The sequence below is a fragment of the Streptacidiphilus albus JL83 genome, assembly GCF_000744705.1.
Lineage (GTDB): Bacteria > Actinomycetota > Actinomycetes > Streptomycetales > Streptomycetaceae > Streptacidiphilus > Streptacidiphilus albus.
This window is the reverse complement of the sequence record NZ_JQML01000001.1, coordinates 1,003,832-1,029,486: the sequence shown is the minus strand read 5'-3', so window position 1 is coordinate 1,029,486 and position 25,655 is coordinate 1,003,832. Positions and strand designations below refer to the sequence as shown.

16 protein-coding genes and 4 pseudogenes are annotated in these 25,655 nt (G+C 73.2%); 6 read left to right on the top strand and 14 right to left on the bottom strand.

The features are described 5' to 3' along the window. Window positions 1-327: 327 nt before the first annotated feature. The 5 genes and pseudogenes from BS75_RS46010 to BS75_RS43165 all read right to left on the bottom strand — a co-directional run bounded on the left by BS75_RS46010 (window position 328) and on the right by BS75_RS43165 (window position 2,187). Entirely contained in the window at window positions 328-615 is a 288-nt protein-coding gene (locus BS75_RS46010) for a transposase (RefSeq protein ID WP_081982091.1), read from the bottom strand. 328 nt (window positions 616-943) lie between these two features. Then, window positions 944-1,171: pseudogene (locus tag BS75_RS47795) on the bottom strand (transposase); the annotation flags it as partial. 284 nt (window positions 1,172-1,455) lie between these two features. After that, window positions 1,456-1,527, bottom strand: coding sequence for a hypothetical protein (locus BS75_RS52105; protein WP_369405925.1), 72 nt, complete (start codon window positions 1,525-1,527; stop codon window positions 1,456-1,458). Between the two features lie 40 nt (window positions 1,528-1,567). Continuing rightward, a complete protein-coding gene (locus BS75_RS51305; protein ID WP_331281399.1) occupies window positions 1,568-1,738 on the bottom strand; it encodes a hypothetical protein in 171 nt (56 codons plus the stop codon). Then, entirely contained in the window at window positions 1,693-2,187 is a 495-nt protein-coding gene (locus BS75_RS43165; protein ID WP_152646389.1) for a transposase, read from the bottom strand. The genes BS75_RS51305 and BS75_RS43165 overlap by 46 nt, the downstream gene beginning before the upstream one ends. Before the next feature lie 605 nt (window positions 2,188-2,792). On the opposite strand from BS75_RS43165, the gene BS75_RS04410 reads away from it, so the two are divergent. Then, window positions 2,793-4,448: a S53 family peptidase gene (locus tag BS75_RS04410; RefSeq protein WP_052069169.1), complete on the top strand. Its 1,656-nt coding sequence runs from the start codon at window positions 2,793-2,795 to the stop codon at window positions 4,446-4,448. A 61-nt stretch (window positions 4,449-4,509) separates the two neighbouring features. Here the strand turns inward: BS75_RS04410 and BS75_RS04405 are convergent, their stop codons facing one another. From BS75_RS04405 to BS75_RS04395, 3 genes and pseudogenes are all read right to left on the bottom strand, one after another. Beyond that, complete coding sequence (locus tag BS75_RS04405) at window positions 4,510-5,487, bottom strand: FUSC family protein (protein WP_034087254.1); 978 nt, start codon at window positions 5,485-5,487, stop codon at window positions 4,510-4,512. A gap of 253 nt (window positions 5,488-5,740) precedes the next feature. Beyond that, a pseudogene (gene htpX, locus BS75_RS04400) lies at window positions 5,741-6,640 on the bottom strand (zinc metalloprotease HtpX); the annotation flags it as partial. 82 nt (window positions 6,641-6,722) lie between these two features. Then, window positions 6,723-7,514: a PspA/IM30 family protein gene (locus tag BS75_RS04395; RefSeq protein WP_034087252.1), complete on the bottom strand. Its 792-nt coding sequence runs from the start codon at window positions 7,512-7,514 to the stop codon at window positions 6,723-6,725. A 261-nt stretch (window positions 7,515-7,775) separates the two neighbouring features. Between BS75_RS04395 and BS75_RS04390 the strand changes: the two genes are divergently transcribed. The 3 genes from BS75_RS04390 to BS75_RS04380 all read left to right on the top strand — a co-directional run bounded on the left by BS75_RS04390 (window position 7,776) and on the right by BS75_RS04380 (window position 15,040). After that, window positions 7,776-9,293: a hypothetical protein gene (locus BS75_RS04390; protein WP_231607676.1), complete on the top strand. Its 1,518-nt coding sequence runs from the start codon at window positions 7,776-7,778 to the stop codon at window positions 9,291-9,293. Window positions 9,294-9,420: 127 nt separating this feature from the next. Next, complete coding sequence (locus BS75_RS04385) at window positions 9,421-10,371, top strand: hypothetical protein (RefSeq protein ID WP_042440989.1); 951 nt, start codon at window positions 9,421-9,423, stop codon at window positions 10,369-10,371. A 49-nt stretch (window positions 10,372-10,420) separates the two neighbouring features. Continuing rightward, the gene (locus tag BS75_RS04380) at window positions 10,421-15,040 is read left to right on the top strand and encodes a hypothetical protein (protein WP_034087251.1); all 4,620 of its coding nucleotides are present in this window, start codon (window positions 10,421-10,423) and stop codon (window positions 15,038-15,040) included. Here BS75_RS04380 and BS75_RS04375 read toward each other — a convergent pair. From BS75_RS04375 to BS75_RS04355, 5 genes are all read right to left on the bottom strand, one after another. Beyond that, window positions 15,019-15,354 carry a hypothetical protein gene (locus BS75_RS04375; protein WP_156164206.1) on the bottom strand — a complete coding sequence of 112 codons (336 nt, stop codon included), beginning with the start codon at window positions 15,352-15,354 and terminating at the stop codon, window positions 15,019-15,021. The genes BS75_RS04380 and BS75_RS04375 overlap by 22 nt on opposite strands. A gap of 104 nt (window positions 15,355-15,458) precedes the next feature. Beyond that, complete coding sequence (locus tag BS75_RS04370; protein WP_034087249.1) at window positions 15,459-17,057, bottom strand: glycerol-3-phosphate dehydrogenase/oxidase; 1,599 nt, start codon at window positions 17,055-17,057, stop codon at window positions 15,459-15,461. Window positions 17,058-17,156: 99 nt separating this feature from the next. After that, window positions 17,157-18,698, bottom strand: coding sequence for a glycerol kinase GlpK (glpK, locus tag BS75_RS04365; protein WP_231607675.1), 1,542 nt, complete (start codon window positions 18,696-18,698; stop codon window positions 17,157-17,159). 97 nt (window positions 18,699-18,795) lie between these two features. After that, window positions 18,796-19,506: an MIP/aquaporin family protein gene (locus tag BS75_RS04360; protein WP_034087247.1), complete on the bottom strand. Its 711-nt coding sequence runs from the start codon at window positions 19,504-19,506 to the stop codon at window positions 18,796-18,798. Between the two features lie 245 nt (window positions 19,507-19,751). After that, window positions 19,752-20,516 carry an IclR family transcriptional regulator gene (locus BS75_RS04355; RefSeq protein WP_034087246.1) on the bottom strand — a complete coding sequence of 255 codons (765 nt, stop codon included), beginning with the start codon at window positions 20,514-20,516 and terminating at the stop codon, window positions 19,752-19,754. Window positions 20,517-20,795: 279 nt separating this feature from the next. Between BS75_RS04355 and BS75_RS43160 the strand changes: the two are divergent. Next, window positions 20,796-21,628 (top strand): annotated as a pseudogene (locus tag BS75_RS43160) (NUDIX hydrolase). A gap of 121 nt (window positions 21,629-21,749) precedes the next feature. Then, window positions 21,750-23,753, top strand: coding sequence for an acetoacetate--CoA ligase (locus BS75_RS04345; RefSeq protein ID WP_034087245.1), 2,004 nt, complete (start codon window positions 21,750-21,752; stop codon window positions 23,751-23,753). A gap of 100 nt (window positions 23,754-23,853) precedes the next feature. Here BS75_RS04345 and BS75_RS43155 read toward each other — a convergent pair. Continuing rightward, window positions 23,854-25,601, bottom strand: a pseudogene (locus BS75_RS43155) (phosphoenolpyruvate--protein phosphotransferase). Window positions 25,602-25,655: the final 54 nt, after the last annotated feature.

Below are 25,655 nucleotides of genomic sequence, written 5' to 3'. Positions count from 1 at the left end.
TCAGGATCACGTCACCTCCACGCCGGGCACCACCTGGCCAATCGACGGGCACCCGCCAGGCTGATCCCGGGCCAAAAAGTAACACCCGGTTTTGATGCCGTTTCATCAATAACGACGCGTCAACAGTGGCCCCCCGAAAGGGGTTGCGCTCCGTCTTCCTGATCCCCACCTGACGCCTCTTGGACGCCTTTTCCACAGTCGCTCACCACGGTCGCGTCACCGCTTCCGCAGCATGTGGCGGTTTGAAGCCTCCCCCCGCAGGGCGGCTCCGAAGGGCCATCGGTCCTTCATCTCCTGTGCAGCACCGCGCTCAGCTACTTGACTACCTCAAGCCGCCTCCCGCGTTCGTGGCACACCTTTTTTTAGAAAATCCCGCTCCATTCGGAGCTTTCGGTTTTCCTCTTCGAGTTCCTTCATATGGACGCGCTCATCGATAGTAAGCAGCTTGTCTTTGATGCTTCCGTTCCTCTTTGCGGCATTTACCCAGCTCCCGAGGGTTCCCTCGTTCAGGCCGAGGTCCCGGGCGATCTCAGCCACGGGCCGGCCGGAGCTCACTACAAGCTCTACGGCCTCTGCCTTGTATTCCGGAGCGTACTTCTTCCGCTTTGAAACCATCGTGCACTTCCCACTTGACACTGCGATGAACTACTTCCAGTGTCCACGAAAGTGGTCGGGGTCCACGGGCGCTCTGCATCCAGGGCCGCAACCAGCCCAGACCTCACCGACGGTGACCGACAATCAGGTCACTCGGGCCATCACACCGCTCAACTTCGAAGACCCTCATTGGGTCCGGTCGGTACGGAGCTCGGGTGCATCGGGCAGGGGCAGCTCACCTTCAATGTCGCCTACGTCACTTCGTGAAACGCGTCTGACCGACAGCTCCGGAAGCCGCCCGAGCCGGAGGGGTCTGTCCAGCGAGCGGTGGGAAGTTGATTGATGGGGTTCAGCAGCGGGCGGCGGAGAGCCGTCCGTCGAAGGCGATGTCGAAGGCGTTGAGTGCGGCCCTCCAGCGGATGGCCCAGCGTTTGCGGCTCGTTCCGGTCGGGTCCAGGCTCATGACCGCGAGGTAGACGCACTTGAGGGCGGCCTGCTCGTTCGGGAAATGCCCTCGGGCCCGGACGGCTTTGCGGATGCGGGCGTTGACCGAGCGGATGGGCGCATTCTCTATACACCCGAGGGCTACGCAGGACCGGATGATCACGGGGTCGTGATGCGCGGGCAACGCGTCGGGGAAGTCCTTCGATCACGGCCCTTGTTCATGGTGACGCGCGACGGCGCCAATACCGAATGGGACTCCCTGCCGCACGAGGAGTACCGCAGCGGTCAGTTCCACGCCTGACGCGATGTGACTCATGACGGAGCAGCGCGGCCGCGACTCCGGGCCGACGCGGGCCGCCGGTGCCACTCGCGGCTCACGTCATGGCGCCGGATGTCATAGAGCTCGTCCGGTCCGCGTCAGCGGCCGGTCTGCTCGTGGGCGACGGCCGGGCCGAGCCCCGCGGGGAGGTTGCCGACGACGAGGGACACCGCGGCGTCCGCGGTGTGTGCGAACCTGAGGACCTCGGCACTACGAGGAGTCGGTGCGCTTGACGACCTCCACCTTCACGCCGTGGGCGGCGAACGCGTCGGCGAGCTCCGGGCCCTGGTAGGCGGAGTCCGCCCAGACCAGCTCCAGCAGGCGTCCGGGTTCGGTCATGAACTCCCCGAGCAGGCCGGGGGCGGCCTTGGAGTCGTGCACGTCGGCGGCGGTGACGGTGACCTCCAGCAGCGCCCGCCGGTGTCGCACAGGACGTGGCGCCTCCTGCCGTCGCGCATCTTGCCGCCGTCGTATCCGCGTGAGGCGGCCGGGCAGGTCTCCGAGCCGTCCACGGACGGCGAGTCGATGACGCCCGCGCCCGGTTCCGGCCCGCGGCCCTGCTTCTCGCACCAGGTGCGGCGCAGGCGCTGGTAGAGCTCGCGGATGCAGCCGTGGCGGCGCCAGCGGCGGAAGAAGTCGTACACGGCCCGCCACCAGGGGTAGTCCGCGGGCAGGTTGCGCCACTTCACCCCGTTGTCGACCAGGTACCGCAACGCGTCCAGCATTGCTCGGTGGCAGTGCGCCTCGGGGCGCCCGCCCCTGCCCTCCAGCCACGCCGGCATCGGCATCGGCATCGCGACGAGGATCACCGCCCACTCGGCGTCCGTCATGTCGCTGTCGTAGCGCGGCGCGCGGCACCCGTCCCCGATCGCCCCGTACAGGTGCACGTAGCAGTCACACCCCCGAGTGAGCGCAGTGGACTCGCCGGCACCAAGAGTGCTGGACTGATCGGGCAACGGGCCTCCTCGGGCGACAGCGGTCTCGACAACCAGCTCTCTACCGAGGGGCCCGTTGCTTCATGCCCGGTCAGTCACAGGCACCTGCGTACGAACGCTCACCCTTCCCACCTGCGGGCCTCGAACGACGCGCGGTTCACCACAACGCTCTGAGTGGGCCCAGCCTGCCAAGCCCGTACTGGCTTCACAGAGTTGCTGCACCGTTGCCATCGGATTTCCTGCTGCCGCCGAGCGCCGTCCAACAGTCATGGCCGGGGCGGTCCGGCGTCCCCCGGGCCTGCGGTGAAGCCGGGCTCCGGGCCGACGTACGACTGACTCACTACAGACATGTCGGGTTCACATCAGAAGCAAGGGATATCCCGCTTATCGGAGGGTTCCCGGGTTCCTAGCGTTGGACCCGACCGCTTCCGGTGCACCGACCGCCGACACCTCACCGGGTGTCAGGGGTCGGGCGCGCTCCCTGTCCCAGGAGGACCCCTGTGAAGTTGCCTCTCCGCTACGCCATCGGACTGCTCGCCGCTCCGCTGCCGATCCTCGCGCTCGCCGTAGTCCCCGCCCACGCGGCCACCCCGTTCGGCCAGGCCGGCGTCTCCCTCCGCGGGGACGTGGTCCCGGCTGTCGCCCAGGCCACCCGGACCGGTGCGGTGGCGGCCAACCAGTCGATAGCAGTCACCGTCAGCCTCGCGGTGCGCGACCAGGCCGGACTGCAGACCTTCCTCCAGCAGGTGGCCGACCCGGCCTCCGCCCAGTACAAGCACTACCTGACGGTCAAGCAGTTCGCCCAGCGCTTCGGCGCGACGCAGGACAGCATCGCCCAGGTCACCGCCTACCTCGCCGGGCACGGCCTGGCGGTCGGCAAGGTCGCTGCCAACGGGCTGACGCTCACCGCCCACGGCAGCGCGGCCCAGGTGCAGAAGGCCTTCGGCACCACCATCGCCACCTACCGCGACGCCTCCGGCAAGCGCAGCTTCTACGCCAACACCAACGCCCCGGTGCTGCCCGAGGCCATCGCCTCTGCCGTCGCGGACGTCTCCGGGCTGTCCGACTACGCGGTCTCCCACCAGGACGCGGTCAAGGCGCCGGCCACCCGGCCCGCCGCCTCCCCGAAGGCCTCGGTCGCGGGCTTCACCCCGACCCAGATCCGCTCGGGCTACAACCTCACCGGCCCGATCGCCTCCGGCTACACCGGTGCGGGCAAGACCGTGGCGCTGGAGGAGTTCTCCGCCTTCACCCAGTCCGACGTCACCACCTACGACAAGAAGTTCTCGCTGACCCCGTCGACCCCGGTGGTGGTCAAGTCCGACGGCGGCACCACCGACACCTCCGGTGAGGACGAGGTCGAGCTGGACATCGAGGTGGTCCAGGCGATCGCCCCCGGCGCGACGATCAAGGTCTACGAGGCGCCCAACAGCGACGCCGGCGAGGCCGCCGTCTACGCCCAGCTGGTCAGCGACGACGTGCCGATCATCTCCACCAGCTGGGGCCAGGACGAGGCGGCGGAGACCGCCAGCAACCGGGTCGCACTGAACACCGACTTCCAGGAGGCCGCCGCCCAGGGCCAGTCCATCTACGCGGCCTCCGGCGACAGCGGCTCTGACGACGCCGGCAACGGCGGCACCTCCGTGGACTTCCCGGCCTCCGACCCCTACGTCACCGGCGCGGGCGGCACCACGCTCAAGCTCGCCAGCTCCGGCGCGTGGAGCTCGGAGAAGGCGTGGTCCGACAGCGGCGGCGGCATCTCCTCCTACTTCGCCACCCCGAGCTTCCAGACCTCGGTCAACAGCGGCAGCTACCGCGACGTCCCGGACGTCGCGGCCGACGCCAACCCCAGCACCGGCTGGGCGATCTACACCGAGGGCGCCTGGGCGGAGTACGGCGGCACCAGCGCCGCCGCGCCCAACTGGGCGGCGTTCACCGCGATCTACGACGACGAGGCCGCCGCGCTCAACAAGCCGGCCCTCGGCTTCGCCAACGCCAGCATCTACACGCTGGCCGAGTCCGCGAACTACAAGAGCGCCTTCCACGACGTCACCAGCGGCAGCAACGGCGCCTACAGCGCGGGCACCGGCTACGACAAGGTGACCGGCTGGGGTTCCTACAACGGCGCGAACTTCCTCAGCGACGAACTGGGCTGACGCCGGTCGGACCAGGCACCTCCCCGTGATCGCGCGGACCGGCCCGGGCCAGTCCGCGCGATCACGCGCGTGCGCGGTGCAGCAGGCGGGGGAGCAGCAGGCCGAACAGGTAGGCGAGGGCGACGCCGACCAGGGTGGCGCCGACGCGTTCGTCGAAGCGGCCGTGGGCCTGGGCCGGGTCGGTGTGCAGCAGGAGCAGCAGCACCAGGAAGGTGGGCACGGCGGGCAGGACGTACCAGCGGCTGCCCTGGGTCGCCGCGCCGACGGTGATCGCGGCCACGGCCGCGCAGCCGTAGGCCCAGTGCGGCGGTACCGAGCGCAGGAGCAGCAGCGCGGCGACCCCGCCGACCAGCACCGAGAGCAGTCGGCCGACGCTGCGCAACCGCTGCATCTCCACCGTGGGACGCATCACCAGCAGCGCGGCGGCGACCGGCCAGCCGGGGTGGGTGGGAGCCAGGGCCAGCCCGCAGGCGGCAGCGGTGGCCCCGGCCGCGCCGAGCCGGAGCCCGTAGTCCGGCGCCTGCGCCGGGGTGAGCGGTCGATGGTCGGCCTCGGGCCTCGGCGGTGCCGGATGCTCGGGCCAGAGCAGGGACAGCAGACAGGCGTAGACCGAGCCGAGCAGGATCAGCACGGTGAAGCCGAGGGCGCTGGCGATGTCGGTGTAGCTGAAGCCGACGCCGACCATCGGCAGGCAGAGCGTCAGCACCAGCGCACCGAACCGGCGGCGCGCGGCGAGCTGGGCCGCCGCGACGGCCAGCACGAACACGCCGACCACGGCCACCCAGCGGACCTGGACCAGCAGCGAGCCGAGCACCATCGGCAGCGCCACGCTCAGGCCGGCGAGCAGCACCACGGGCCGCGCCCGGCGGGTGGGCAGCAGGCCGATCGCCGCCGCGGGCAGGACGCCGATGGCCAGCGCCATGCCCCGGCCCGGGTCGTGCAGCGCCGCGAGCCCGGCCGGCAGCGCGTAGAGCGCCCCCCGCACCGCCGCCGACCAGTGCCACACCACCCCGGGTGTCGCCGGGGTCGTCTCCGCCATCCTCGAACGCCCTTGCTGTCGGCCCGGTCATCGTCCCGTCCCGGGCCGGGCAGCACCGTCCCGTGACGCTCCAGCCATGGTGGCCCGCCCGGGGGCCCCGGGGCCGGAGGCGTCACCGGGCGAACGGGTGCCATCCCCGCCGCGGGGTGCCGCAGCCGGGTGCCGCCGCCGGGCGCCGCCGCAGCAGAGCGCCGCCGGGCGCCGCCGCCGGGTCAGCCCGACGTGCCGGGCGCCGGGCGAGCGCTCCCGGCGCCTACTCCGGCGTGCCCAGCTGCGCGGAGACCCGGGCCAGCGCCTCCAGCCTCCGCTCCAGCGTCGGGTGGGTCGCGAAGACGGTCGAGAGGCTGCGCCCCTTGCCCAGGGTCGGGGCGAAGAAGAAGGCGTTGAAGGTCTCGGCGGTCCGCAGGTCGCGCATCGGGATCCGGGCGATCTGGTCGCTGACCTTGACCAGCGCCGAGGCCAGGGCCGAGGGCCGGCCGGTGAGTTGGGCGGCGGCGCGGTCGGCCGCCAGCTCGCGGTACCGGGACAGGGTGCGGATCAGCACGAAGCTGATCGCGTAGACGGCGATCGAGACGCCCATCACCGCCGCGAACACCAGCGCGATCTGCGGGTTGGCCCGGCGTCCGCGCGCCAGCCCCGAGTAGAGGGCGAAGCGGACGACCAGCCCGGCGACGATGCCGAGGAAGGAGGCGATGGTGATCACCGCCACGTCGCGGTGGGCGATGTGCGACAGCTCGTGCGCCAGCACGCCGTCCAGCTCCTCCGGTTCGAGCCGGCGGAGCAGGCCGGTGGTGACGCAGAGCACGGCGTGGTCCGCGTTGCGCCCGGTGGCGAAGGCGTTCGGCAGCTCGATGTCGGAGACCGCGATCCGGGGCTTGGGCATGTCGGCCATGGCGCACAGCCGGTCGACGGCCCCGTGCAGCTCCGGCTGCTCCTCGGCGGTCACCTCGTGGGCGTGCATGGCGAACAGGGCGATCCGGTCGGAGTACCAGTACTGGGCGCAGACCAGGCCGCCGATCACTACCACCACCAGGGCGACGGACTTCAGCAGCACGACCAGTGCCGCGACGAACGCCACGTACAGCAGCCCGAGCAGGAACACGACGGCCACCATCCGGACGTTCAACTGCCGGTCGGAGCCGAAGCGGGAGCGTGGGGCGGTCGGCTCCGCGGTGTGCCGGTCGGTCCGGTGCCCGAGAGCCGGACGGCCCCCGCTCCGCCGGTGAGGTGGATGGTCATGGCTTCGCCTCCTGCTCCGGCGCGGTCCCCGGACCCGTGCCCTGATCCCGCCCCTCCTCGATCTCGGCCGGTGCGGACTGCCGCGCCAGTTCGGTACGCATCCGCGCCAACTCGGCCTCGACGCCGCCGTCGGGTCCGGAGTCGAGCGCGTCCAACTCGGACCCGAGCGCGTCGGGTCCGCCGGGCAGACCGGCGTTCGGCAGCGCGCCGGAGGCCGTCAGCTCGTCCAGCGCGCTCGCGCGGGCCTGCATCTCCTCGGTCTTGTCCAGCGCCCGCTGCATCGCGCCGCCGAGGTCGTCCGAGCCCTCGGAGATCCCGGCCACGGCCTCGTTGATGCCGTTCTGCGCCTGGGCCGCCGTGTAGCCGGCCTTCACGGTCTCCTTACGGACCCGGAAGTCGTCGATCTGCTTCTGCAACCGGTGCGAGGCCGCCGTCAGCTTCTCCTCCTCGGCCTGGAGCGAAGCCTCCTCCGCGTCCAACCGTGCGACCTCGGCGACCGCGGTGTTGCGGCGCTCCAGCGCCTCCCGGGCCAGGTCCTCCCGACCGGCCCGCAGCGCCTGCTGGGCCTGGCGCTCCAGGGTCCCGGCAAGCTGCTGCTGGTCGTCCCGCTGCCGCTGGACGCGCTTGCGGCTGGTCGCGACGTCGGCGACGCCGCGCCGGACCTGTTGGGCGAGGGCCAACTGCTTGGTGTACGAGTAGTCCAGCAGCTCGCGAGGGTCCTCCACGCGGTCCAGCGCCTTGTTGGCCTTGACCGAGAAAAGAGTCCTGATCCGGCGGGTGACTGACATCCTGGCTCACGTCCTTCTCCGACGTGGTGCGTTGTCCGACGTGTGCGTTGTCCGACGTGGTCCGTCGTCGGCGGCGGGAGCGGGCGGGATGCCGGGCTGTACCGGGGCCTTGTCCCCAGTATCGCCTCCTGCGGGCGGAACGGGCAGGGGCCGGACGGCCCGGAATTCGCGGCCCTCCGGCGGCTTGTCGAGCCGGGCACAGCTGCGCACAATCCGTGGCGTTTCGGTCCTTGTCAGTCGCAGCCTCTAACCTTGCTGATCGTGACCACCACCACCGCCGAAGCCAGCAGCCGCCCAGCGCTGGGCCCAGCCGCCGACGAGGGGCTGGCCCGGCGGTTGCGCGCGCTCGCCTGCACCGCACCGCTGCACGACCTCGACAACCGCAAGGCCAACCTCGCCGGGGAGTACGCGGTCTACGGCATGGCCGAGGTCGCGCTCGCCGCGATCGACCTCGTCACCCTGCAGATGGACTTCGACACCGGCGCCGACCGCGACCAGGTCCTCGCCCGGCTGCACCCGCGCGTCGCCGCCCAGGCCCCGGACCGGCCCTGGCGCGAGCACGAGCGGGTCACCCGCTGGGTGCTGGAGTCGCTGATCAACGTCGGCAGTGTGGACCGGGGCTTCCGCGCCGTCTACGGCACCTTCAACGCCGGCGGCGACTACGTCCGCCGGGACTACGACTTCAAGCTGATCGAGGAGGTCCCGGGCCCGGACGGCGGGGTCTACCTGCGGACCACCGACGAGGCGGTGAACGTCCTGGTCGGGGCGCTGGACACGGACGTCACCAGCGCCCAGATCGCCGCCGAGGTGAAGCTGGAGGTGCTGATCCGCCGGGGCCGGCTCGCCGACGCCCAACTCGCCGCCGAGCAGGCCCGCTACCGCACGGTCCAGTTCGCCGAGACGCTGCGCCGCGCGCTGGAGGCCACCCGCCGCAACGTTCGCGCGGTCGACTGGATGGAGACCGTCCCCGACCTCATCACCGAGGCGCTGGACCACATCGCCGACCGCTACCGGCACGAGAACGCGATCCTCACCAACATCCGCCGCGCCCGCGACGAGGCCGAGCCCAACACCCCCGAGGGCGCCGAGCACAAGCGCCGCGCCGCCGAGCTGGTCGAGATCGTCAAGGACTGCATCCGCCGCCACACCCAGCTGCAGACCCGGCTGCTGGAGGCAGGACCGCTGTTCCGGGCCGAGCAGGACCGGCAGGCCTTCTCGGCGCCCTCCGCCCGCAGCGGCCTCGACCTGTACGGGCAGTTGCTCGCGCCGCTGCTCAGCCTGCCGATAGAGCAGGCCGGACAGGTCACCGACGCCTTCTTCGGCCAGGCCACCGGGCTGCGCGCCCGCACCGCCGTCCGGGTCACCGACCTGATCGACGTCCTGCTCACCCCGCCGGTCGAGCGGGAGCACCTGGGCGCCGAGCTCCAGGAGCCGGACCTGATGGACGCGCCCGACGACGGCCGGTTCACCGAGGCCCAGTTGGACGCCGCGCACGAGCTGCTCGACCTGGCCCCGGACGCGCCCCGCAGGCTCTCCGGCCTGCTCGCCGAGGCCCGCCGGCGCGACCCCGAACTGCCCTACCTGGTCGCCCTGCTGGCCGTGCACGCGGCCAGCCCCTCGGTCGGCACGGCCTACCGGCAGGGCGAGGAGCGGCTGCTGTTCGCGGTGGACGACGGAGCCCGGCTGGACGACCCGGAGTTCGGTGGAGCGGACCTGATCGTCGGCAGCGCGCTGCTGGACGCCGTCGGCATGGCCGCGGAGCGGGCGGAGGCGGTATGAGCGCGGCCCGCCATGTTGTGGATCTTGCCCCGGCCACCGCCACCCCGTCCCCGCACCGTCCGTCCCCGTCCGACCGCCCGTCCCCGTCCGACCGCCCCACCCCGTCCCACCGCCTGGAGCGCCGCCCGTGACCAGCTACGCCGACCCCGCCCTCCCGGCGCAGCCCGGCTCCGCCGCCGACCGCTCCGCCGCCGACCGCTCCGCCGCCGACCGCTACGACGCGCCCGCCGCCGAGCCGCACAGCGGGTCCGCCGCCCCCGCCGTCACCCCGGCCGACGTCGCCGACGCCTCCCGGCTGGTCTCCTTCGGCCTCCAGCCGAAGCTGCTGCCCGCCCGCGACGTCGAGTACAGCGACCTGGTCCGCCGCTACCGCGACGACCCGGGCTTCGCCCGGCTCGCCGACGCCGTCGCCACCGGCCTCGGCCTGATCGTGCTGGAGGTCTCCGCCCGCGCGGGGATGGCCGTCGCCGCCGCCGAGGACTCGGTCTTCGCGGTCCGTCTCGGCGAGTACTCGCGCCGGGCCGCCTCCGAGTCCACCGACCGGTTCCTGCACGGCCTGGCCCATCTCGCCGTCGCCGCGCTGGCCTTCCCCCGTCCCGAGGACCTCGCCGACGACGGCTACCTCGGCCGGATCACCGTCAACGGCGTCGACACCTTCGTCCGCCAGGTCTGCCGCCGGCTGGAGGAGCAGGCCGACACCGAGGGCGCCAACACCGACCCGGCCAGCGACGCGCCGGGCCTGGAGGTCGCCTGGCGGGTCTACGCCCGGCGCAGCGCCACCGGCGCGACCAAGGACTCGCGCCGGCTGGTCGGGTCGACCATCGGCATCGTCGGCAAGGCCACCGCCTTCCTGGTCGACTCCGGCTTCCTGCAGAAGACCTCTGACGACTCCGGCGGCACCTACCGCACCACCGCCCGCTACCAGCTCCAGGTCCGCGACCTGGCCGGCAGCGCCGCGATGGCCGAACTGCTGGCCCTCGGCGTGGTCCCGATCAGCGACGGCAGCGCCAGCCTGCTGCCCCCGGACCCGACCGAGGAGCTGGTCGCCGACGCCGGCCTGCCCTTCCACTCCTCCTGACCCAGCAGCACCCGTCCCGCCACCCCCTACCCCGGAGAACTGACGCCCCATGTACGAGCTGAACCGTGTCCGCCTGTACTCCATCGGCCCCGCCGGTGCCCGGTACGCCGACACCGTGCTCGACCTGAGCGACGTCGGCGACGCCGTCCCGGAACCAGCGCCCCGGCAGCCCGGCTTCTTCGACGAGGAGCAGACCGGCCCGGTCCGCCGCCCCGCCCCGGCCGGCGTGCTGTTCCTGGAGAACGGCGGCGGCAAGTCGGTGCTGCTGAAGCTGATCTTCTCGGTGATGCTGCCCGGCCACCGCAACACCCTCGGCGGCGCCAGCTCCGGCGTGCTGCGCAAGTTCCTGCTGGCCGACGACTGCGGCCATGTGGCGCTGGAGTGGCAGCACACCGTCACCGGCGAGAGCGTCGTCGTCGGCAAGGTCAGCGAGTGGCGCGGACGCCAGGTCTCGGCCGACCCGCGCAAGTTCGCCGAGGCCTGGTACTCCTTCCGGCCGGGCCCCGGCCTCAGCCTGGAGTCGCTGCCGGTGGCCGAGCGCGCCGCGCTGCTGCCCGCGCCCGGCCAGGAGGACAGCGTCCCCAAGGTCACCGCCCGGGGCCGGCGGCGCACCATGAAGGGCTTCCGCGACTCGCTCACCGAGGCCGGCAAGGCCTACCCGGACCTCGACCTGACCTGGGAGGAGGGCCACGACCGCTGGATCGAGCACCTGGGCGTGCTGGGCCTGGACCCGGAGCTGTTCCGCTACCAGCGCGAGATGAACGCCGACGAGGGCGAGGCGGCCGGGCTGTTCGCGGTCAAGAACGACGCCGACTTCACCGACCTGCTGCTGCGCGCCGTCACCGACACCCGGGACACCGACGGCCTGGCCGACCTGGTCCACGGCTTCGCCGCCAAGCTCGGCCGCCGGTCCGAGCTCACCGCCGAACGCGACTTCACCGGCGGCTCGCTGGAGCTGCTGCAGCGGATCGCCGAGGCGGCGACCGCCCGCGAGTCGGTCCGCGAGGCGCACCGCTCCGCCGAGCGCCGGACCCGGCGGCTGGCCCGCACCCTCGCCGTCCGCGCCGCCGCCGAGCGCGACCGCTCCCGCGAGCTGGCCGAGCAGGTCGCCGCCGCCGCGACCGTGGTCGCCGACGCCGAGGAGGCCCGCTCCCGGCAGTCGCTGACCGTCGCCGAGCTGACCCACCGGCACGCCACGCTGGCGCTGGCCGCCGCGACCGGCGCCTCCGCCGCGCTGCGCCGCGAGCTGCTGGAGGCCCGGACGCTGCACTCGGCCTGGCAGGCCACCGAGACCGTGCTCCGGCACCGCGCCGCCGCCGACCGCTCGGCCCGGGTCTCCGCCGCGATCCGCGAGGCCGAGCGGGACGCGGCTCCGGCGCTCGCCGCCCGTACCCGCGCCGGGCTGGCGCTGGTCCGCGCGCTGGAGGCCGCCGCCGAGACCGCCGAGACCCGCGCGGACCAGGAGGAGCAGCGGGCCGGGGCGATCCAGGCCGAGAGCGAGGCCGCCCGCCGGGACGCCACCGCCGCGACCGTCGCCGCCCAGAAGGCCCGCAGCGAGTCCGAGCACCTGCGCCAGCGCCTCGCCGAGGTCGAGCAGGAGACCCAGGCCGCGGTCCGCGCGGGCTGGATCGACCCGGCCGGCTCCGGTCCCGACGCGGTCGACCCGGCCCGCGCCGCGCTCGACGCCGTCGACGCCGAGAGGACCGCCACCGCCGCCTGGGACGAGGCCCGGGGCGTCGCCGACGCCGCCGCCGTCCGCGCCCGCGAGGCCGGCGCCCGGGCCAACCGCGCCGAGCTGGCCGCCGCCCGCGCCAGCGACGCCCTCGCGGCCGGCCGCACCGTGCTCGCGGCCGAGCAGGACAGCGCCGCCCACCTGGCCCGCGACCCGCGCGCCTGCGACCTGCTGGGCACCGACGCCGAGGGGCTGACCCCGGAGCAGTTCGACCACGCCGCCGACCCGCTGCGGGAACTGCTGGACTCGGCCGTCGCCTCCGCCGAGCGCACCCTGTTCGACCTGCGCACCGCCGCCGCCGACGACTCCCGGGTGCTGGCCGCCCTCGGCGACGGCGGCCTGCTGCCGCCCGGACCGGACGTCCTCGCCACCGTCGAGTACCTCGGCGAGCATGGCGTCCCGGCCCTCCCCGGCTGGCGCTACCTCGCCCAGTCGGTCGATCCGGCCGACCACGACCGGATCCTCGCCGCCCGCCCGCAGCTGGTCGACGGCGTGATCGTGACCGACCCGGACGCGCTGCTGCGCGCCCGCGAGGTGCTGACCGCCGCCGCGCTGCTGCCGCGCTCCGCGGTCGCCGTCGGCACCGCCGCCGCGCTGCTCGGCCCGGTCACCGACCTGCCGGGGGCGGGCGAGGGCCTGTTCCTGGTCCCGCCGAACCCGGCCATGCACGACGAGAACGCCGCCGACGAGGAGCGCCGACTGCTCCGCGACCGGGCCACCGCCCGCGAGGAGCAGATCCGCACCCTGGCCGCCCGGCTCGGCGCCGACCGGCTGCTGGCCGGACGGCTGGCCTCCTGGCGCGCCCGCTGCCCGGCCGGACGGCTGGCCGCGCTCGCGGCCGACACCGAGGCCGCCCGCACCGCCCTCGACCTGGCCACCGCCGAGCTCTCCGCCGCCCGCGCCGAGCAGGACGAGGCCGACAGCGAGCAGGCCGAGGCGGTCCGGGTGCGCGAGGACCGCGCCGACGCCGCCCAGCAGTCCCGCCGCCGCGCCGACGCCCTGGCCGGGCTCGCCTACCGGCTCCGCGAGCGCGCCACCTGGACCGGCAACCTGCGCACCCTGGCCGACGAGGCGGCCGAGGCCGAGCAGCGCCAGCAGCTGTGCACCGAGCGCGCCCAGGCCGCCGACGAGGACCGCCGCGCCGCCCAGCGCGCCGCCGACGACGCCCGCCGCACCGTCCGCGCCCTGCGCGCCGAGCGCGCCGAGCTGCCGACCGCCGACGACGCCCCGGACGGGGCCGCTGCGGAGGAGACCGGCCCCTCGGCCTCGCTGCCCGCCCTGCGCGAGGCCCACCGGGCCGCCTCCCAGCTCTACGAGCAGGTCGGCGTCGGCGCCGACCTGCGCGCCGAGCAGGCCCGCGCCGAGGGCGACGAGACCGCCGCCCGGATCGAGCTGGACCGGCTCACCAACAAGGTCCGCAGCCGCGCCGAGGAGCTGCTGACCAGCACCGACGGCGCGGACGGCCCCGGTCGGCAGGCCGCCGCCGCCCGCGCCGAGGAGCTCGTCCAGACCATCGAGACCCGCGCCGCGACCGCCAGCGAGCACCTCGGCCGGCTGCGCGGCGACGCCGAGCGCAGCGCGCCGGTCAGCGGCGAGTCCCACACCGAGCTGCCCGAGGAGCTGGTGCCGGAGAGCACCGAGCACGCCCAGGCGCTGCTGCGCACCGCCACCGTCGAACTCGCCGCGCGCACCGACGCGCTGGCGGCCGGGCGGAGCGCCCACGCGGACTACCAGCGGACGCTGGAGGCCGCCCAGCAGTCCGCCGCCGACTTCGACGAGACCGCGGCCCAGCTCCGCGACGGCCTGCGCGAGCCCGCCGCCGCGAGCGGGGCCGGCGAGGCCGAGGAGGAGGCCCCCAAGCCCTACCCAGGCAGCCTGGCCGAGGCCCGGCAGGCCGCCACCGACACCCGGCGCACCCTGCGGGCCGCCACCGCCGACCTGGCCGGCTCCGACCTGGCCGTCCGCGACGCCTCCGACGCCCTGGTCCGGCATGCCAACGCCACCCGCTTCGAGGCCGTCCGCACCCCGGCCCGGCAGCAGATCCGCGAGCTGCCGGCCTCCGCGCTGCCCGAGCACGCCGCCGCCTGGGCCACCGCCTTCGCGCCCCGGCTGCGGGTCCTCACCGACGAGTTGGAGCAGCTGGAACGCAATCGCGACAGCATCGTCGACCGGCTGCGGGGCCTGGTCGAGACCTCGCTGGCGACGCTGCGCGCCGCCCAGCGGCTGTCCCGGCTGCCCGAGGGACTGGGGGAGTGGTCGGGCCAGGAGTTCCTCCGGGTCCGCTTCGACGACCCGGACCACGCGGTGCTCACCGAGCGCCTGGGCGAGGTCATCGACGAGGCCACCCGGGCCGCCGTCCGCCGCACCGCCGCCGCCGGGGCCAGCAGCGACTGGGGCCGCCGGGACGGGATGTCGCTGCTGCTGCGCGGCGTCCACGCGGCGCTGGAGCCCAAGGGCGTCGCCGTGGAGATCCTCAAGCCGGACGCGGTGCTGCGCGCCGAGCGGGTCTCGGTCAGCCAGATGTCGGACGTCTTCTCCGGCGGGCAGCTGCTCACCGCCGCGATCGCGCTCTACTGCACCATGGCCGCGCTGCGCTCCAACGACCGGGGCCAGGCCCGGCTCGCCCACGCCGGGACGCTGTTCCTGGACAACCCGATCGGCCGCGCCAACGCGACCTACCTGATCGAGCTGCAGCGGGCGGTGGCCGCCGCCCTCGGCGTCCAGCTGATCTACACCACCGGTCTGCTGGACGCCAATGCGCTGGCCGAGTTCCCGCTGATCATCCGGCTGCGCAACGACGCCGACCTGCGGGCCGGACTGAAGTTCATCTCGGTCGAGGAGCACCTGCGGCCGGGCCTGCCGGCCGTCGACCCGGACGACGTCCAGGTCCAGGGCGAGCTGACGTCCACCCGGATCTACCGGCGGCCGGTGGGGTAGCGGGCGTCGCCGGCGTCGCGGGGCGCGCCGGGGGCGCGCGGAGCGGGCGGGCGCGGAGCGCTCGGCGGGCGCGGGCCGCGCCGGGCGGCGGCCCGGCGCCGGTCCAGGTCGTCCTTCCAGGAGATGCAGACGTCCAGCAGGAACCAGGTCGAGAGGAAGATCCCGACGCCGGTGCAGGTGAGCGCCAGCGCGGTGTAGTCGGTGCCCGCGAGCTGGAGCACCACCGTGAACATCAGTGCGGTCACGGTCAGGGCGAGGCTCACCACCAGTCGGGCGCGCGCACTGCGCGACCTGTCCGACACCCGTCTTGCCATCGCCGTTCCCCGTCCCACCCGCGCCCCGACCACCGCACGCCCGGGTGGGCGCCGAAGCGCCCCCGGGCGTCGCTACGTCGGACCCTGCCCGCCCTGTGCGCGGGTCACACCTGCCGGTGACCGGTCAGGTAGGCCTCCACCTCAGCCCTCACCTCCGGTGTGTCCAGACCGCGCACGACCATCGTAGTGCGCCTGCGGAGCACGTCGTCCGCGGTCTGCGCCCACTCCCGGGAGGCGGCGTAGGCGACCTGCGCCCAGACGTCCGGGCCGTCCTTGTGCAGCGGGCGGCCGAGCTCCGGGTCCTCGTCGATCAGCCGGGCGATCTCGAAGGAGAGCGTGCCGTAGTGGGTGGCCAGGTTGCGCGCCACCAGCGGGTCCATCCGCGCCCCCGGGTCCCGGTCCACCAGCAGCCGGTGCGCGACCGCGTTGGGGCTGGCCACGCCGGGCAGCGGCACGGTCCGCGGGATCACCGAGATGTCCTCGGCCAACCCGGTCCCGGGCACCTTGGCCAGCTTCTCCAGCACCACCCGGCCGATGTGCCGGTAGGTGGTCCACTTGCCGCCGGCCACCGACAGCATCCCGCCGCGCCCCTCGGTCACCACGGTCTCCCGCTTGGCCGCGGCGACGTCGCCGGGGCCGCCGGGCAGCACCCGCAGCCCGGCGAAGGAGTAGGTGACCAGCTCCCGGTCCAGGTGCTCGTCCTTCACCGCGTGACCGGCCTCGCCGAGGATCTGGTCCACGTCCGCCTCGGTCGCCCGGACGTCCGCCGGGTCGCCGGTGTACTCCTCGTCGGTGGTCCCGAGCAGGACGTGGTCCTCCCACGGGATCGCGAAGGAGACCCGGTACTTGTCGATCGGGATGGTCAGCGCGGCCCGCCAGGGCGCCTTGCGCCGCAGCACCACGTGCGCGCCCTTGGACAGCCGGATGCTCGGCGCCGCCGCCGGGTCCTCCATCGCCCGCAGGTGGTCCACCCAGGGACCGGTCGCGTTCAGCACCAGCCGCGCGTTGACCCCGAACTCGGTCCCGTCCAGCTTGTCCCGCAGCTCCGCCCCGGTCACCCGGCCGCTGCCCGGCTTGCCGCCGGAGAAGCGCAGCCCGGTCACCTCGGCGTGGTTGAGCACTACCGCGCCCGAGTCCACCGCCGCCCGCACGGTCATCACCGCGACCCGGGAGTCGTTCATCTGGTGGTCGCCGTAGACCGCGACCGAGCGCAGCCCCTCCGTCTTCAGCGCCGGCACCTGCGCGGACGCGTGGGCGGCGGTCGACACCCGGCCCATGCCGTCCCGGAACGCCGACAGCGCCGAGTAGAGGAACACGCCCGCGCCGAGCTTCGGCGCGCTGTGCGGGCCGCCCTTGTAGACCGGGACGAAGAAGGTCAGCGGGTTGACCAGGTGCGGGGCGACGTCGATCGCCAGCGCCCGGCGCTCCTTGTGGTTCTCGGCGACCAGCTTCACCGCGCCGGTCTGCAGGTAGCGCAGCCCGCCGTGGACCAGCTTGGACGAGGCGCTGGAGGTCGCGCCGGCGAAGTCCCCGGAGTCGACCATGGCGACCCGCAGCCCGGACTGGGCGGCGGTCCAGGCGACGGCGGTGCCGAGGATGCCGCCGCCGATCACCAGCAGGTCGTAGGTGGCGCTGCTCAGCAACTGCCGCGCCTGGGCGCGGTCGGCGGTCCGGTTGGCACCGAGAGTGGGGATGGTGTTCATCGCTTTGGGTTCCTTAGGTGTGCGTGCCGTGCCGGCGGTCTGCCGGGTCGGCCGGGCCGGGGCGGGTCCAGGTGCTGGACCCGCCCCGGCCCCCGGCGGTCAGTCCTCGGCCTGCGCTTCGTCCTCTTCGAGCCAGCCCATGGTCCGTTCGACGGCCTTGAGCCAGTTCTTGTACTCGCGGTCGCGGACGTCGGCGGCCATCCGCGGCGTCCACTCGGCGGCGCGGTGCCAGTTGGCCCGCAGGGTCTCCAGGTCGGGCCAGAAGCCGACGGCCAGGCCGGCGGCGTAGGCGGCGCCCAGGGCGGTGGTCTCGGCGACGAAGGGCCGCTCGACCGGGGCGTCGAGCACGTCGGCGATGCACTGCATCAGCAGGTTGTTGCTGGTCATCCCGCCGTCGACCTTGAGCGCGGTGAGGGTGACGCCGGAGTCCTTGGCCATGGCGTCGACCACCTCGCGGGTCTGCCAGGCGGTGGCCTCCAGCACGGCGCGGGCCAGGTGCCCCTTGGTGACGTAGCGGGTGAGGCCGGTGACCACGCCCCGCGCGTCGGAGCGCCAGTAGGGCGCGAACAGCCCGGAGAACGCCGGGACGATGTAGGCGCCGCCGTTGTCCTCGACGGTCGAGGCCAGGGTCTCGATCTCGGCCGCGGTGGAGATGATGCCGAGCTGGTCGCGCAGCCACTGCACCAGCGAGCCGGTGACCGCGATCGAGCCCTCCAGCGCGTAGACCGGCTTCTCCTTGCCGATCCGGTAGCCGACCGTGGTCAGCAGGCCGTGGCGCGAGGCGACGGCCTGCTCACCGGTGTTGAGCAGCAGGAAGGTGCCGGTGCCGTAGGTGCTCTTGGCCTCGCCGACGTTGAAGCAGGTCTGCCCGAACAGCGCCGCCTGCTGGTCGCCGAGCGCGGACGCCACCGGCACCCCGGCCATCGCGCCCACGGCGTGGCCGTAGACCTCGGCCGAGGAGCGGATCTCCGGCAGCACCGCCGCCGGGACGTCCATCGCCGCGAGGATGTCGGCGTCCCACTGCAGCGTTTCGAGGTTCATCAGCATGGTGCGCGAGGCGTTGGTGACGTCGGTGACGTGGACGCCGCCGTCGACGCCGCCGGTGAGGTTCCAGATCACCCAGCTGTCCATGGTGCCGAAGAGGATGTCCCCGGCCTCGGCCCGCTCGCGCAGCCCGTCGACGTGGTCGAGCAGCCAGCGGATCTTGGGTCCGGCGAAGTAGCTGGCCAGCGGCAGGCCGGTGGCGGCGCGGAACCGGTCCTGGCCGGCCTCGCGGCCCAGCTCCTTGCAGAGCGCCTCGGTCCGGGTGTCCTGCCAGACCAGCGCGTTGTGCACGGGCAGGCCGGTGTGCCGGTCCCAGAGCACGGTGGTCTCGCGCTGGTTGGTGATGCCGATGGCGCGGATGTCCTCGTTGGTGAGGTTGGCCTTGCTCAGCGCCAGCGCGATGACCGCCTGGACCTTGGTCCAGATCTCGGTGGCGTCGTGCTCGACCCAGCCGGGCTGCGGGAAGATCTGGTTGTGCTCCTGCTGGTCGACGGAGACGATGCGGCCGTCCGCGCCGAAGATGATGCAGCGACTGGACGTGGTGCCCTGGTCGATCGCGGCGATGTACTGGCCGCCGTTGGACAGTCTGGTGGTCACGATGCTGATCCTCAGGGTGTGGGAGCGGTCGGGGGAACGCGTACGGGGTTCACAACATGGTGCTGTTCGAGTCGGTGTGTCAGAAGCCCTCGGACACTCAGAACATGGCCTTGTAGAGGAGTCCGGCGAGGACCGAGCCGATCAGCGGTCCAGCCACCGGTATCCACGCGTAGCTCCAGTTGGACCCGCCCTTGTTGGGGATCGGCAGCAGCGAGTGGACGATGCGCGGCCCCAGGTCGCGGGTGGGGTTGATGGCGTACCCGGTCGGACCGCCGAGGGAGTAGCCGATGCCGACCACGGTGAGGGCGATGATCAGGATCCCGATGCCGGAGAGGCCGACCCCGGCGTTGAGGCCGACGGTGAGGATCAGGATGCAGAGCACGAAGGTGCCGATGATCTCGGTCATCAGGTTCTGGATCGGGTTGTCGATCTCCGGGATGGTGGAGAAGATCCCGAGCGTCGGCTCCTCGTTGGCCTGGAACTGGCCCAGGTAGGTCAGCCAGACCAGGAACGCGCCGATCATCGCGCCTATCAGCTGCCCGGCGAAGTAGAGCGGGACCTGGTTCCAGTGGCCGGTCTTGATGGCGACCGCGACCGTCACCGCCGGGTTGAGCTGGGCGCCCGAGAGCGAGTTGGACGTGTAGGCGGCGATGAGGACGGCGAATCCCCAGCCGAAGGCGATGGCGGTCCAGCCTGCGCCCTGCGCCTTCGACTTCTTGAGCGTCACGGCGGCGCAGACGCCGCCGCCCAGCAGGATGAGCAGTCCGGTTCCGAGGACTTCGCCTAGGAAGACATGGAGGTTGGACACATCGACTCCTTTGTCCGTGCCCCTGTGGGGGGAGTGGGGCGGGTGGGGCCCGTGGCGTGACACTCGTGAACGATGTTCGACATTGTCGACCGCCATGCGGCAGTTTTCCGGGTAGGCCCCCTCGGCGTCAATACTCCGCACGCGGAATTCAGCAAAGCCGACATCATCGTGGAAACTATGAAAAATCGCCCAAATCGGGGCAGATAGCAGCTCATGGGCCATCCGCCGGTCGGGCCGACGGACGGTCAGAAGCGGGTCGCGCCCAGGTCCCGGGAGATCGCCCGGGCGGCCTCGCGGACCGACACCACCAGTTCGGGACGGGGCGCGCCGGCCTCGCAGACCCGCTCCACGGCGCCGCTGACGCAGACCGCCCCGACCGGGTTGCGCCGCCGGTCCTGGATCAGCGCGCCGATGGAGGCCTCGCCCTCCCAGGTCTCCTCGACCGCCGCGCTCCAGCCGCGTTCGCGGGTCAGCGCGCACTCCTCGTCGATGTCTCCGAGGTCGGTCAGGGTGCGGGCGGTGAACGCCTCCGGGGGGTTCTCGTCGAGCTCGGCGCGGGCCACCGGGTCGTGCGCCAGCAGCACCTTGCCGAGCGCCGTGCTGTGCAGCGGTTGCATGCTGCCGACGTCCAGCACCTGCCTGCTGTCGTCCGGGCGGAACACGTGATGGACGATCAGCACCCCGTGCTGGTGCAGCACTCCGAGGTAGACGGTCTCGCCACTGGCCCGGGCCAGGTCGTCGGCCCAGACCAGGGCGCGCGCCCGCAGCTCGTGGACGTCGAGGTAGCTCTGCCCCAGTCGCAGCAGCTCGGCGCCGAGTTGGTACTTGCCGCTCTCCGGGTCCTGCTCGACGAAGCCCTCCTGCTGGAGGGTGCGCAGTATTCCGTGGGTGGTCCCCTTGGCCAGTCCGAGGGAGGCGGACACCTCGGACAGCCCCAGGCGGCGTTCGCCGCCTGCGAGCAGTCGCAGGATCGCCGCCGCGCGCTCAACTGACTGGATCGGGCCTGGCATCGCACACCTCCGCAGGGGTGCGGTCGACAATGCAGACCATCAGATGCGTATGTCGACCGCGATTCATTCTGCCCTGAGTGTGCCAGGCAGCGATCCGGCGCTCCATCACCGAGAGGAGTGGAGCAGGTACACATCAGACCACATGCCGTCGACCGACCTGAATCGCGCATGCGGTCGAACTAGTGCCGCAAACCTCTGGCGCGGACCGAGTTGGCGCGCTATGTTCTTCTCAGTTCAAGAAAGACTCACTTTGAGAACAACGTGAAGGAGCAGTGTCCGATGGCCCCGCAGCCCGCCCCGCGCCCCGCCCGTCCGGGCGAGCAGGACTGGCTCGCGGACTACGACCCCCGCGCCTTCACACCGGTCGCCGTCACCGTCGACATCGTCGCCCTGACACTGCGGTCCAACCGGTTGCACGTCCTGCTGGTGGAGCGCGCCGAGCCGCCCTACCAGGGCTACCTGGCCCTTCCCGGCGGCTTCGTCCGCGCCGGACAGGAGGGCCTGGACCAGGCCGCCGCCCGCGAACTGGCCGAGGAGACCGGCCTGGACGCCGCCGCGCTGCGCCGGGTCCACCTCGAACAGCTCGGCTCCTACGGGTCGCCCGACCGCGACCCGAGGATGCACATCGTCTCCGTGGCCTATCTCGCCTTCGCTCCCGACCTGCCCGATCCGCAGGCCGGCGGCGACGCTGCCTCGGCAGCCTGGACTCCGGTCGCCGGACCTCGCGGGGGTGGGTCCGGCGACCGGGTACGACTCCCCGGCGCACCGCCGGAGCCCGGCGAGCCGCCGGTCCTGGCCTTCGACCACGACCAGGTCCTCGCCGACGCCCTCGACCGGGCCAGCGCCAAGCTGGAGTACACCCCCTTGGCCACCGCCTTCCTGGAACCCGAGTTCACCGTTCCCGAGCTGCGCGCGGTCTACGAGGAGATCTGGGGGGAGCAGCTGCACGCGGGCAACTTCCACCGCAAGGTCCTCTCCGTCCCCGGCTTCGTCGTCGCCACCGGCCGGACCAGCAGCCGCAGCGGCACCCGGGGCGGACCCCGCCCCCGGCTCTACCGGGCCGGCGGGCCCGGCTGCTCCAGCCCGCCCTGCTCCGACCCGAGCGCGAGTAGACCGCCCTGATCGGCGCGCCACCCCGGCGACCTTGGCCTGACCAGCCTCCGCATGGGAGATTGCTGTCCGGCAGCGCAGCCCACCCCGCTGCGCCGCGACCCGATGCAACGGAGCGCCGCGATGAGCACCCCCACCCCTGGTCCCCTCTCGCCCACCCCCCTCTGGCAGCCCGATCCCGGACGCGCCGAGGCCACCCAGCTCGTGCGCTTCCAGCACTGGGCCACCGAACACCACGGCGCACCCACCGGTGACTACGCCGCCCTGCATGCCTGGTCCACCGACGACCTCGACCGCTTCTGGACCGCCGTCGCCCAGTGGTTCGACGTCCGCTTCTCCACCCCGCCGACCCGCGCGCTGGCCGGAGCCGCCATGCCCGGCGCCGAGTGGTTCCCCGGAGCCCGGCTCAACTACGCCGAACACGCCCTGCGCCACGGCGAGGCCGCCGAGCACGCCGAGCAGCCGGCCGTGCTCCACCTCGACGAGAGCGGTGCCGACCCGCAGGTCCTCACCTGGGCCGAGCTGCGGCGCCAGGTCGGGTCGCTGGCCGCGCGCCTGCGCGAACTGGGCGTCCGCCCGGGCGACCGCGTCGCCGGCTACGTACCCAACGTCCCGCAGGCCGCCGTCGCCGTGCTCGCCACCGCCGCCGTCGGCGCGGTCTGGACCTCCTGCGCCCCCGACTTCGGCGCCCGCAGCGTGCTCGACCGCTTCCAGCAGCTCGAACCGGTGCTGCTCTTCGCCGTCGACGGCTACCGCTACGGCGGCAAGGCCCACGACCGCAGCGCCGTCGTCGCCGAACTGCGCCGCGAACTGCCCTCGGTGCGCGAGGTGGTGCACATCCCGCTGCTCGGCACCCCGTCCCCGGACGGCGCCCGCGACTGGTCCGCGCTCACCTCCGGCGACGAGCAGCCGGTCTTCGAACAGGTCGCCTTCGACCACCCGCTCTGGGTGCTCTACTCCTCGGGCACGACCGGCCTGCCCAAGGCCATCGTCCAGGGCCACGGCGGCATCGTCGTCGAACACCTCAAGCAGGCCGGGCTCCACCTCGACCTCGGCCCGGAGGACCGGTTCTTCTGGTACACCTCCACCGGCTGGATGATGTGGAACTTCCTGCTGGCCGGCCTGCTCGTCGGCGCGAGCATCGTCACCTACGACGGCAGTCCGGGCTACCCGGCCACCGACGCCCAGTGGCGGATCGCCGAACGCGCCGGGGTCACCGTCTTCGGCACCTCCGCCGCCTACATCACCGCCTGCGCCAAGGCCGACCTCCACCCCGGCCGGGACCTCGACCTCTCCCGGCTGCGCGCGATCGGCACCACCGGCTCCCCGCTGCCGCCCGACGGCTTCCACTGGATCCACGACCGGGTCCGCGCGGACCTCTGGCTCGCCTCGGTCAGCGGCGGCACCGACCTGTGCAGCTGCTTCGTCGGCGGCGTCCCGACGCTGCCGGTGTACGTCGGCGAGATCCAGGCAGCCTGCCTCGGCGTGGCCCTGGAGGCCTGGGACGCCGACGGCAAGCCGGTCATCGGCGAGGTCGGCGAACTGATCGTCACCAAGCCCGTCCCGTCCATGCCGCTCCACTTCTGGAACGACCCGGAGGGCACCCGCTACCGCGAGAGCTACTTCGAGGACTTCCCCGGCGTCTGGCGGCACGGCGACTGGATCACCATCAGTACGCGCGGCACCGTCGTCATCCACGGCCGCTCCGACTCCACCCTCAACCGCCAGGGCGTCCGGATGGGTTCCGCCGACATCTACGAGGTCGTCGAACGGCTGCCGCAGATCCGGGAGTCCCTGGTCATCGGCCTGGAGCAGCCCGACGGCGGCTACTGGATGCCGCTCTTCGTGGTCCTCGCCGAAGGGGCGGTCCTGGACGAGGAACTGCGCACGGCGGTCCGGAACGCCCTGCGCGAGCAGCTGTCGCCCCGTCACGTCCCGGACGAGATCATCGCCGTCGCCGCGCTGCCGCACACCCTCACCGGCAAGCGGCTGGAGGTCCCGGTCAAGCGCATCCTCGGAGGCACCCCGCTCGCCCGGGCGGTCAACCCCGGCTCGCTGGACGACCCGGCCACCCTCGACCCCTTCGTCGCGCTGGCCGCCGCCCGGCACGCCCCCGGCAGCGACTGACGCCGACGGGCGGCCCCCGCACCGGGGAGCCGCCCGTCCGCCCGTGCCGGCTACGAGTCGCTACTACTCGCGACTGCTCGCGACTGCTCGCGACTGCTCGCTACTCGCCGGAGAGCACCTGGTTGGCCGCCTTCCGTGCCTCCTCGGCGGTGTCCGTCGCCCGCGCGGCGGCGGCGGCCCGCTCGCACTGGGCGAAGGTGTACTTCGCCAGCGTCGCCCGGACGTACGGGATCGACGCCGCGCCCATCGACAGGCTGGTCACCCCGAGCCCGGTCAGCACACAGGCCAGCACCGGGTCGGCGGCGGCCTCCCCGCACACCCCGCAGCTCTTGCCCGCCCCCGGGCCGCCTCGGCAGCGGACGCCACCAGGTCCAGCAGGGCCGGCTGCCAGGGGTCCTGCAGCCGCGCCAGCGCCCCGACCTGACGGTCGGCCGCGAAGGTGTACTGGGCGAGGTCATTGGTGCCCAGCGAGAGGAACTCGACCTCCTCCAGGATCGAACGCGCCCGCAGCGCCGCCGAGGGGATCTCCACCATCGCCCCGAACTTCGCCCCCAGACCGGCCGTCCGACAGGCGTCCGCGAACGCCCGCGCGTCGATCCGGTCAGCCACCATCGGCGCCATCACCTCCAGGTACACCGGCAGCCCGGCGGCGGCGCGCGCCAGCGCCCGCAACTGGGTCTGCAGCACCTCCGGGTGCTCCAGCAGACTGCGCAGCCCGCGCACCCCGAGGGCAGGATTGGGCTCGTCCCCGGGGGACAGGAACTCCAAGGGCTTGTCGGCGCCCGCATCCAGCACCCGGACCACCACCCGTCCCTCGGGGAAGGCCTCCAGTACTGCCCGGTAGGCCTCGACCTGGGACTCCTCCGACGGCGGCTTCGAACTCAGCCCCTCCGAGCCGTGCTGCTCCAAGCGGTGCTCATTCAAGCTGTGCTGATTCAAGCTGTGCTGATTCAAGCTGTGCTGATTCAAAAATAGGAACTCGGTCCGGAACAACCCGATCCCCTCGGCGCCGGCCGCCACCGCCGCCGGGACGTCCGCCGGGCCGCCGATGTTGGCCAGCAGCGGCACCAGCCGACCGTCCGATGTCTGTCCGGGCCCGGAGGACGCCGCCAGCGCCGCCTTCCGCTCGGCCGCGACCGCCCGCAGCCGCGCCTGCTCCTCGGCGGAGGGGTCGACCAGGACCTCCCCGGTGCTGCCGTCGACCGCGACCACCACGCCCTCGGCCATGCCGGTCGCCCCGGCGAAGGCCACCACCGCCGGAACCCCGAGCGCCCGCGCGAGGATCGCGCTGTGACTGGTCGGCCCGCCCTCCTCGGTGACGAAGCCCAGCACCAGCGCGGGGTCGAGCAGCGCGGTGTCGGCCGGCGCGAGGTCCCGCGCGAACAGCACATACGGCTCGTCACTGTCCGGGACACCCGGCATCGGCACGCCCATCAGCCGGGCCACGATCCGGTTCCGTACGTCGTCCAGGTCCGCGACCCGCCCGGCGAGGTACTCACCGGCGTTGGCCAGCAGCGCCCGGTAGGAGGCGAACGCGTCGTAGACGGCGCGCTCGGCCGTGCTGCCCACGGTGATCCGCCGCTCGACGTCGGCCATCAGCTCGGGGTCCATCGCCATCAGCGACTGGGCCTCCAGCACCGCCTGGGCCTCGCCGCCGGCCAGGTTCCCCCGGGCCTGCAGGTCCGCCGCCACCGCCTCCACGGCCTGCCGGGCCCGCGCCTGCTCCCGCGGGGCCTCGGCGGTCGGCGTCTGCTGCGCCGGCGGCTCCAGCACTGCGGTCCCCATGTGCCGCACCTGTCCGATCGCGACCCCGTGGCTCACACCAACGCCGCGCAGCGTCTCTGCCATATCACCAGTCTCCGGTTGGGTGCGGCCGTAGGCGGCCGCAGGATTTTCGTCGGA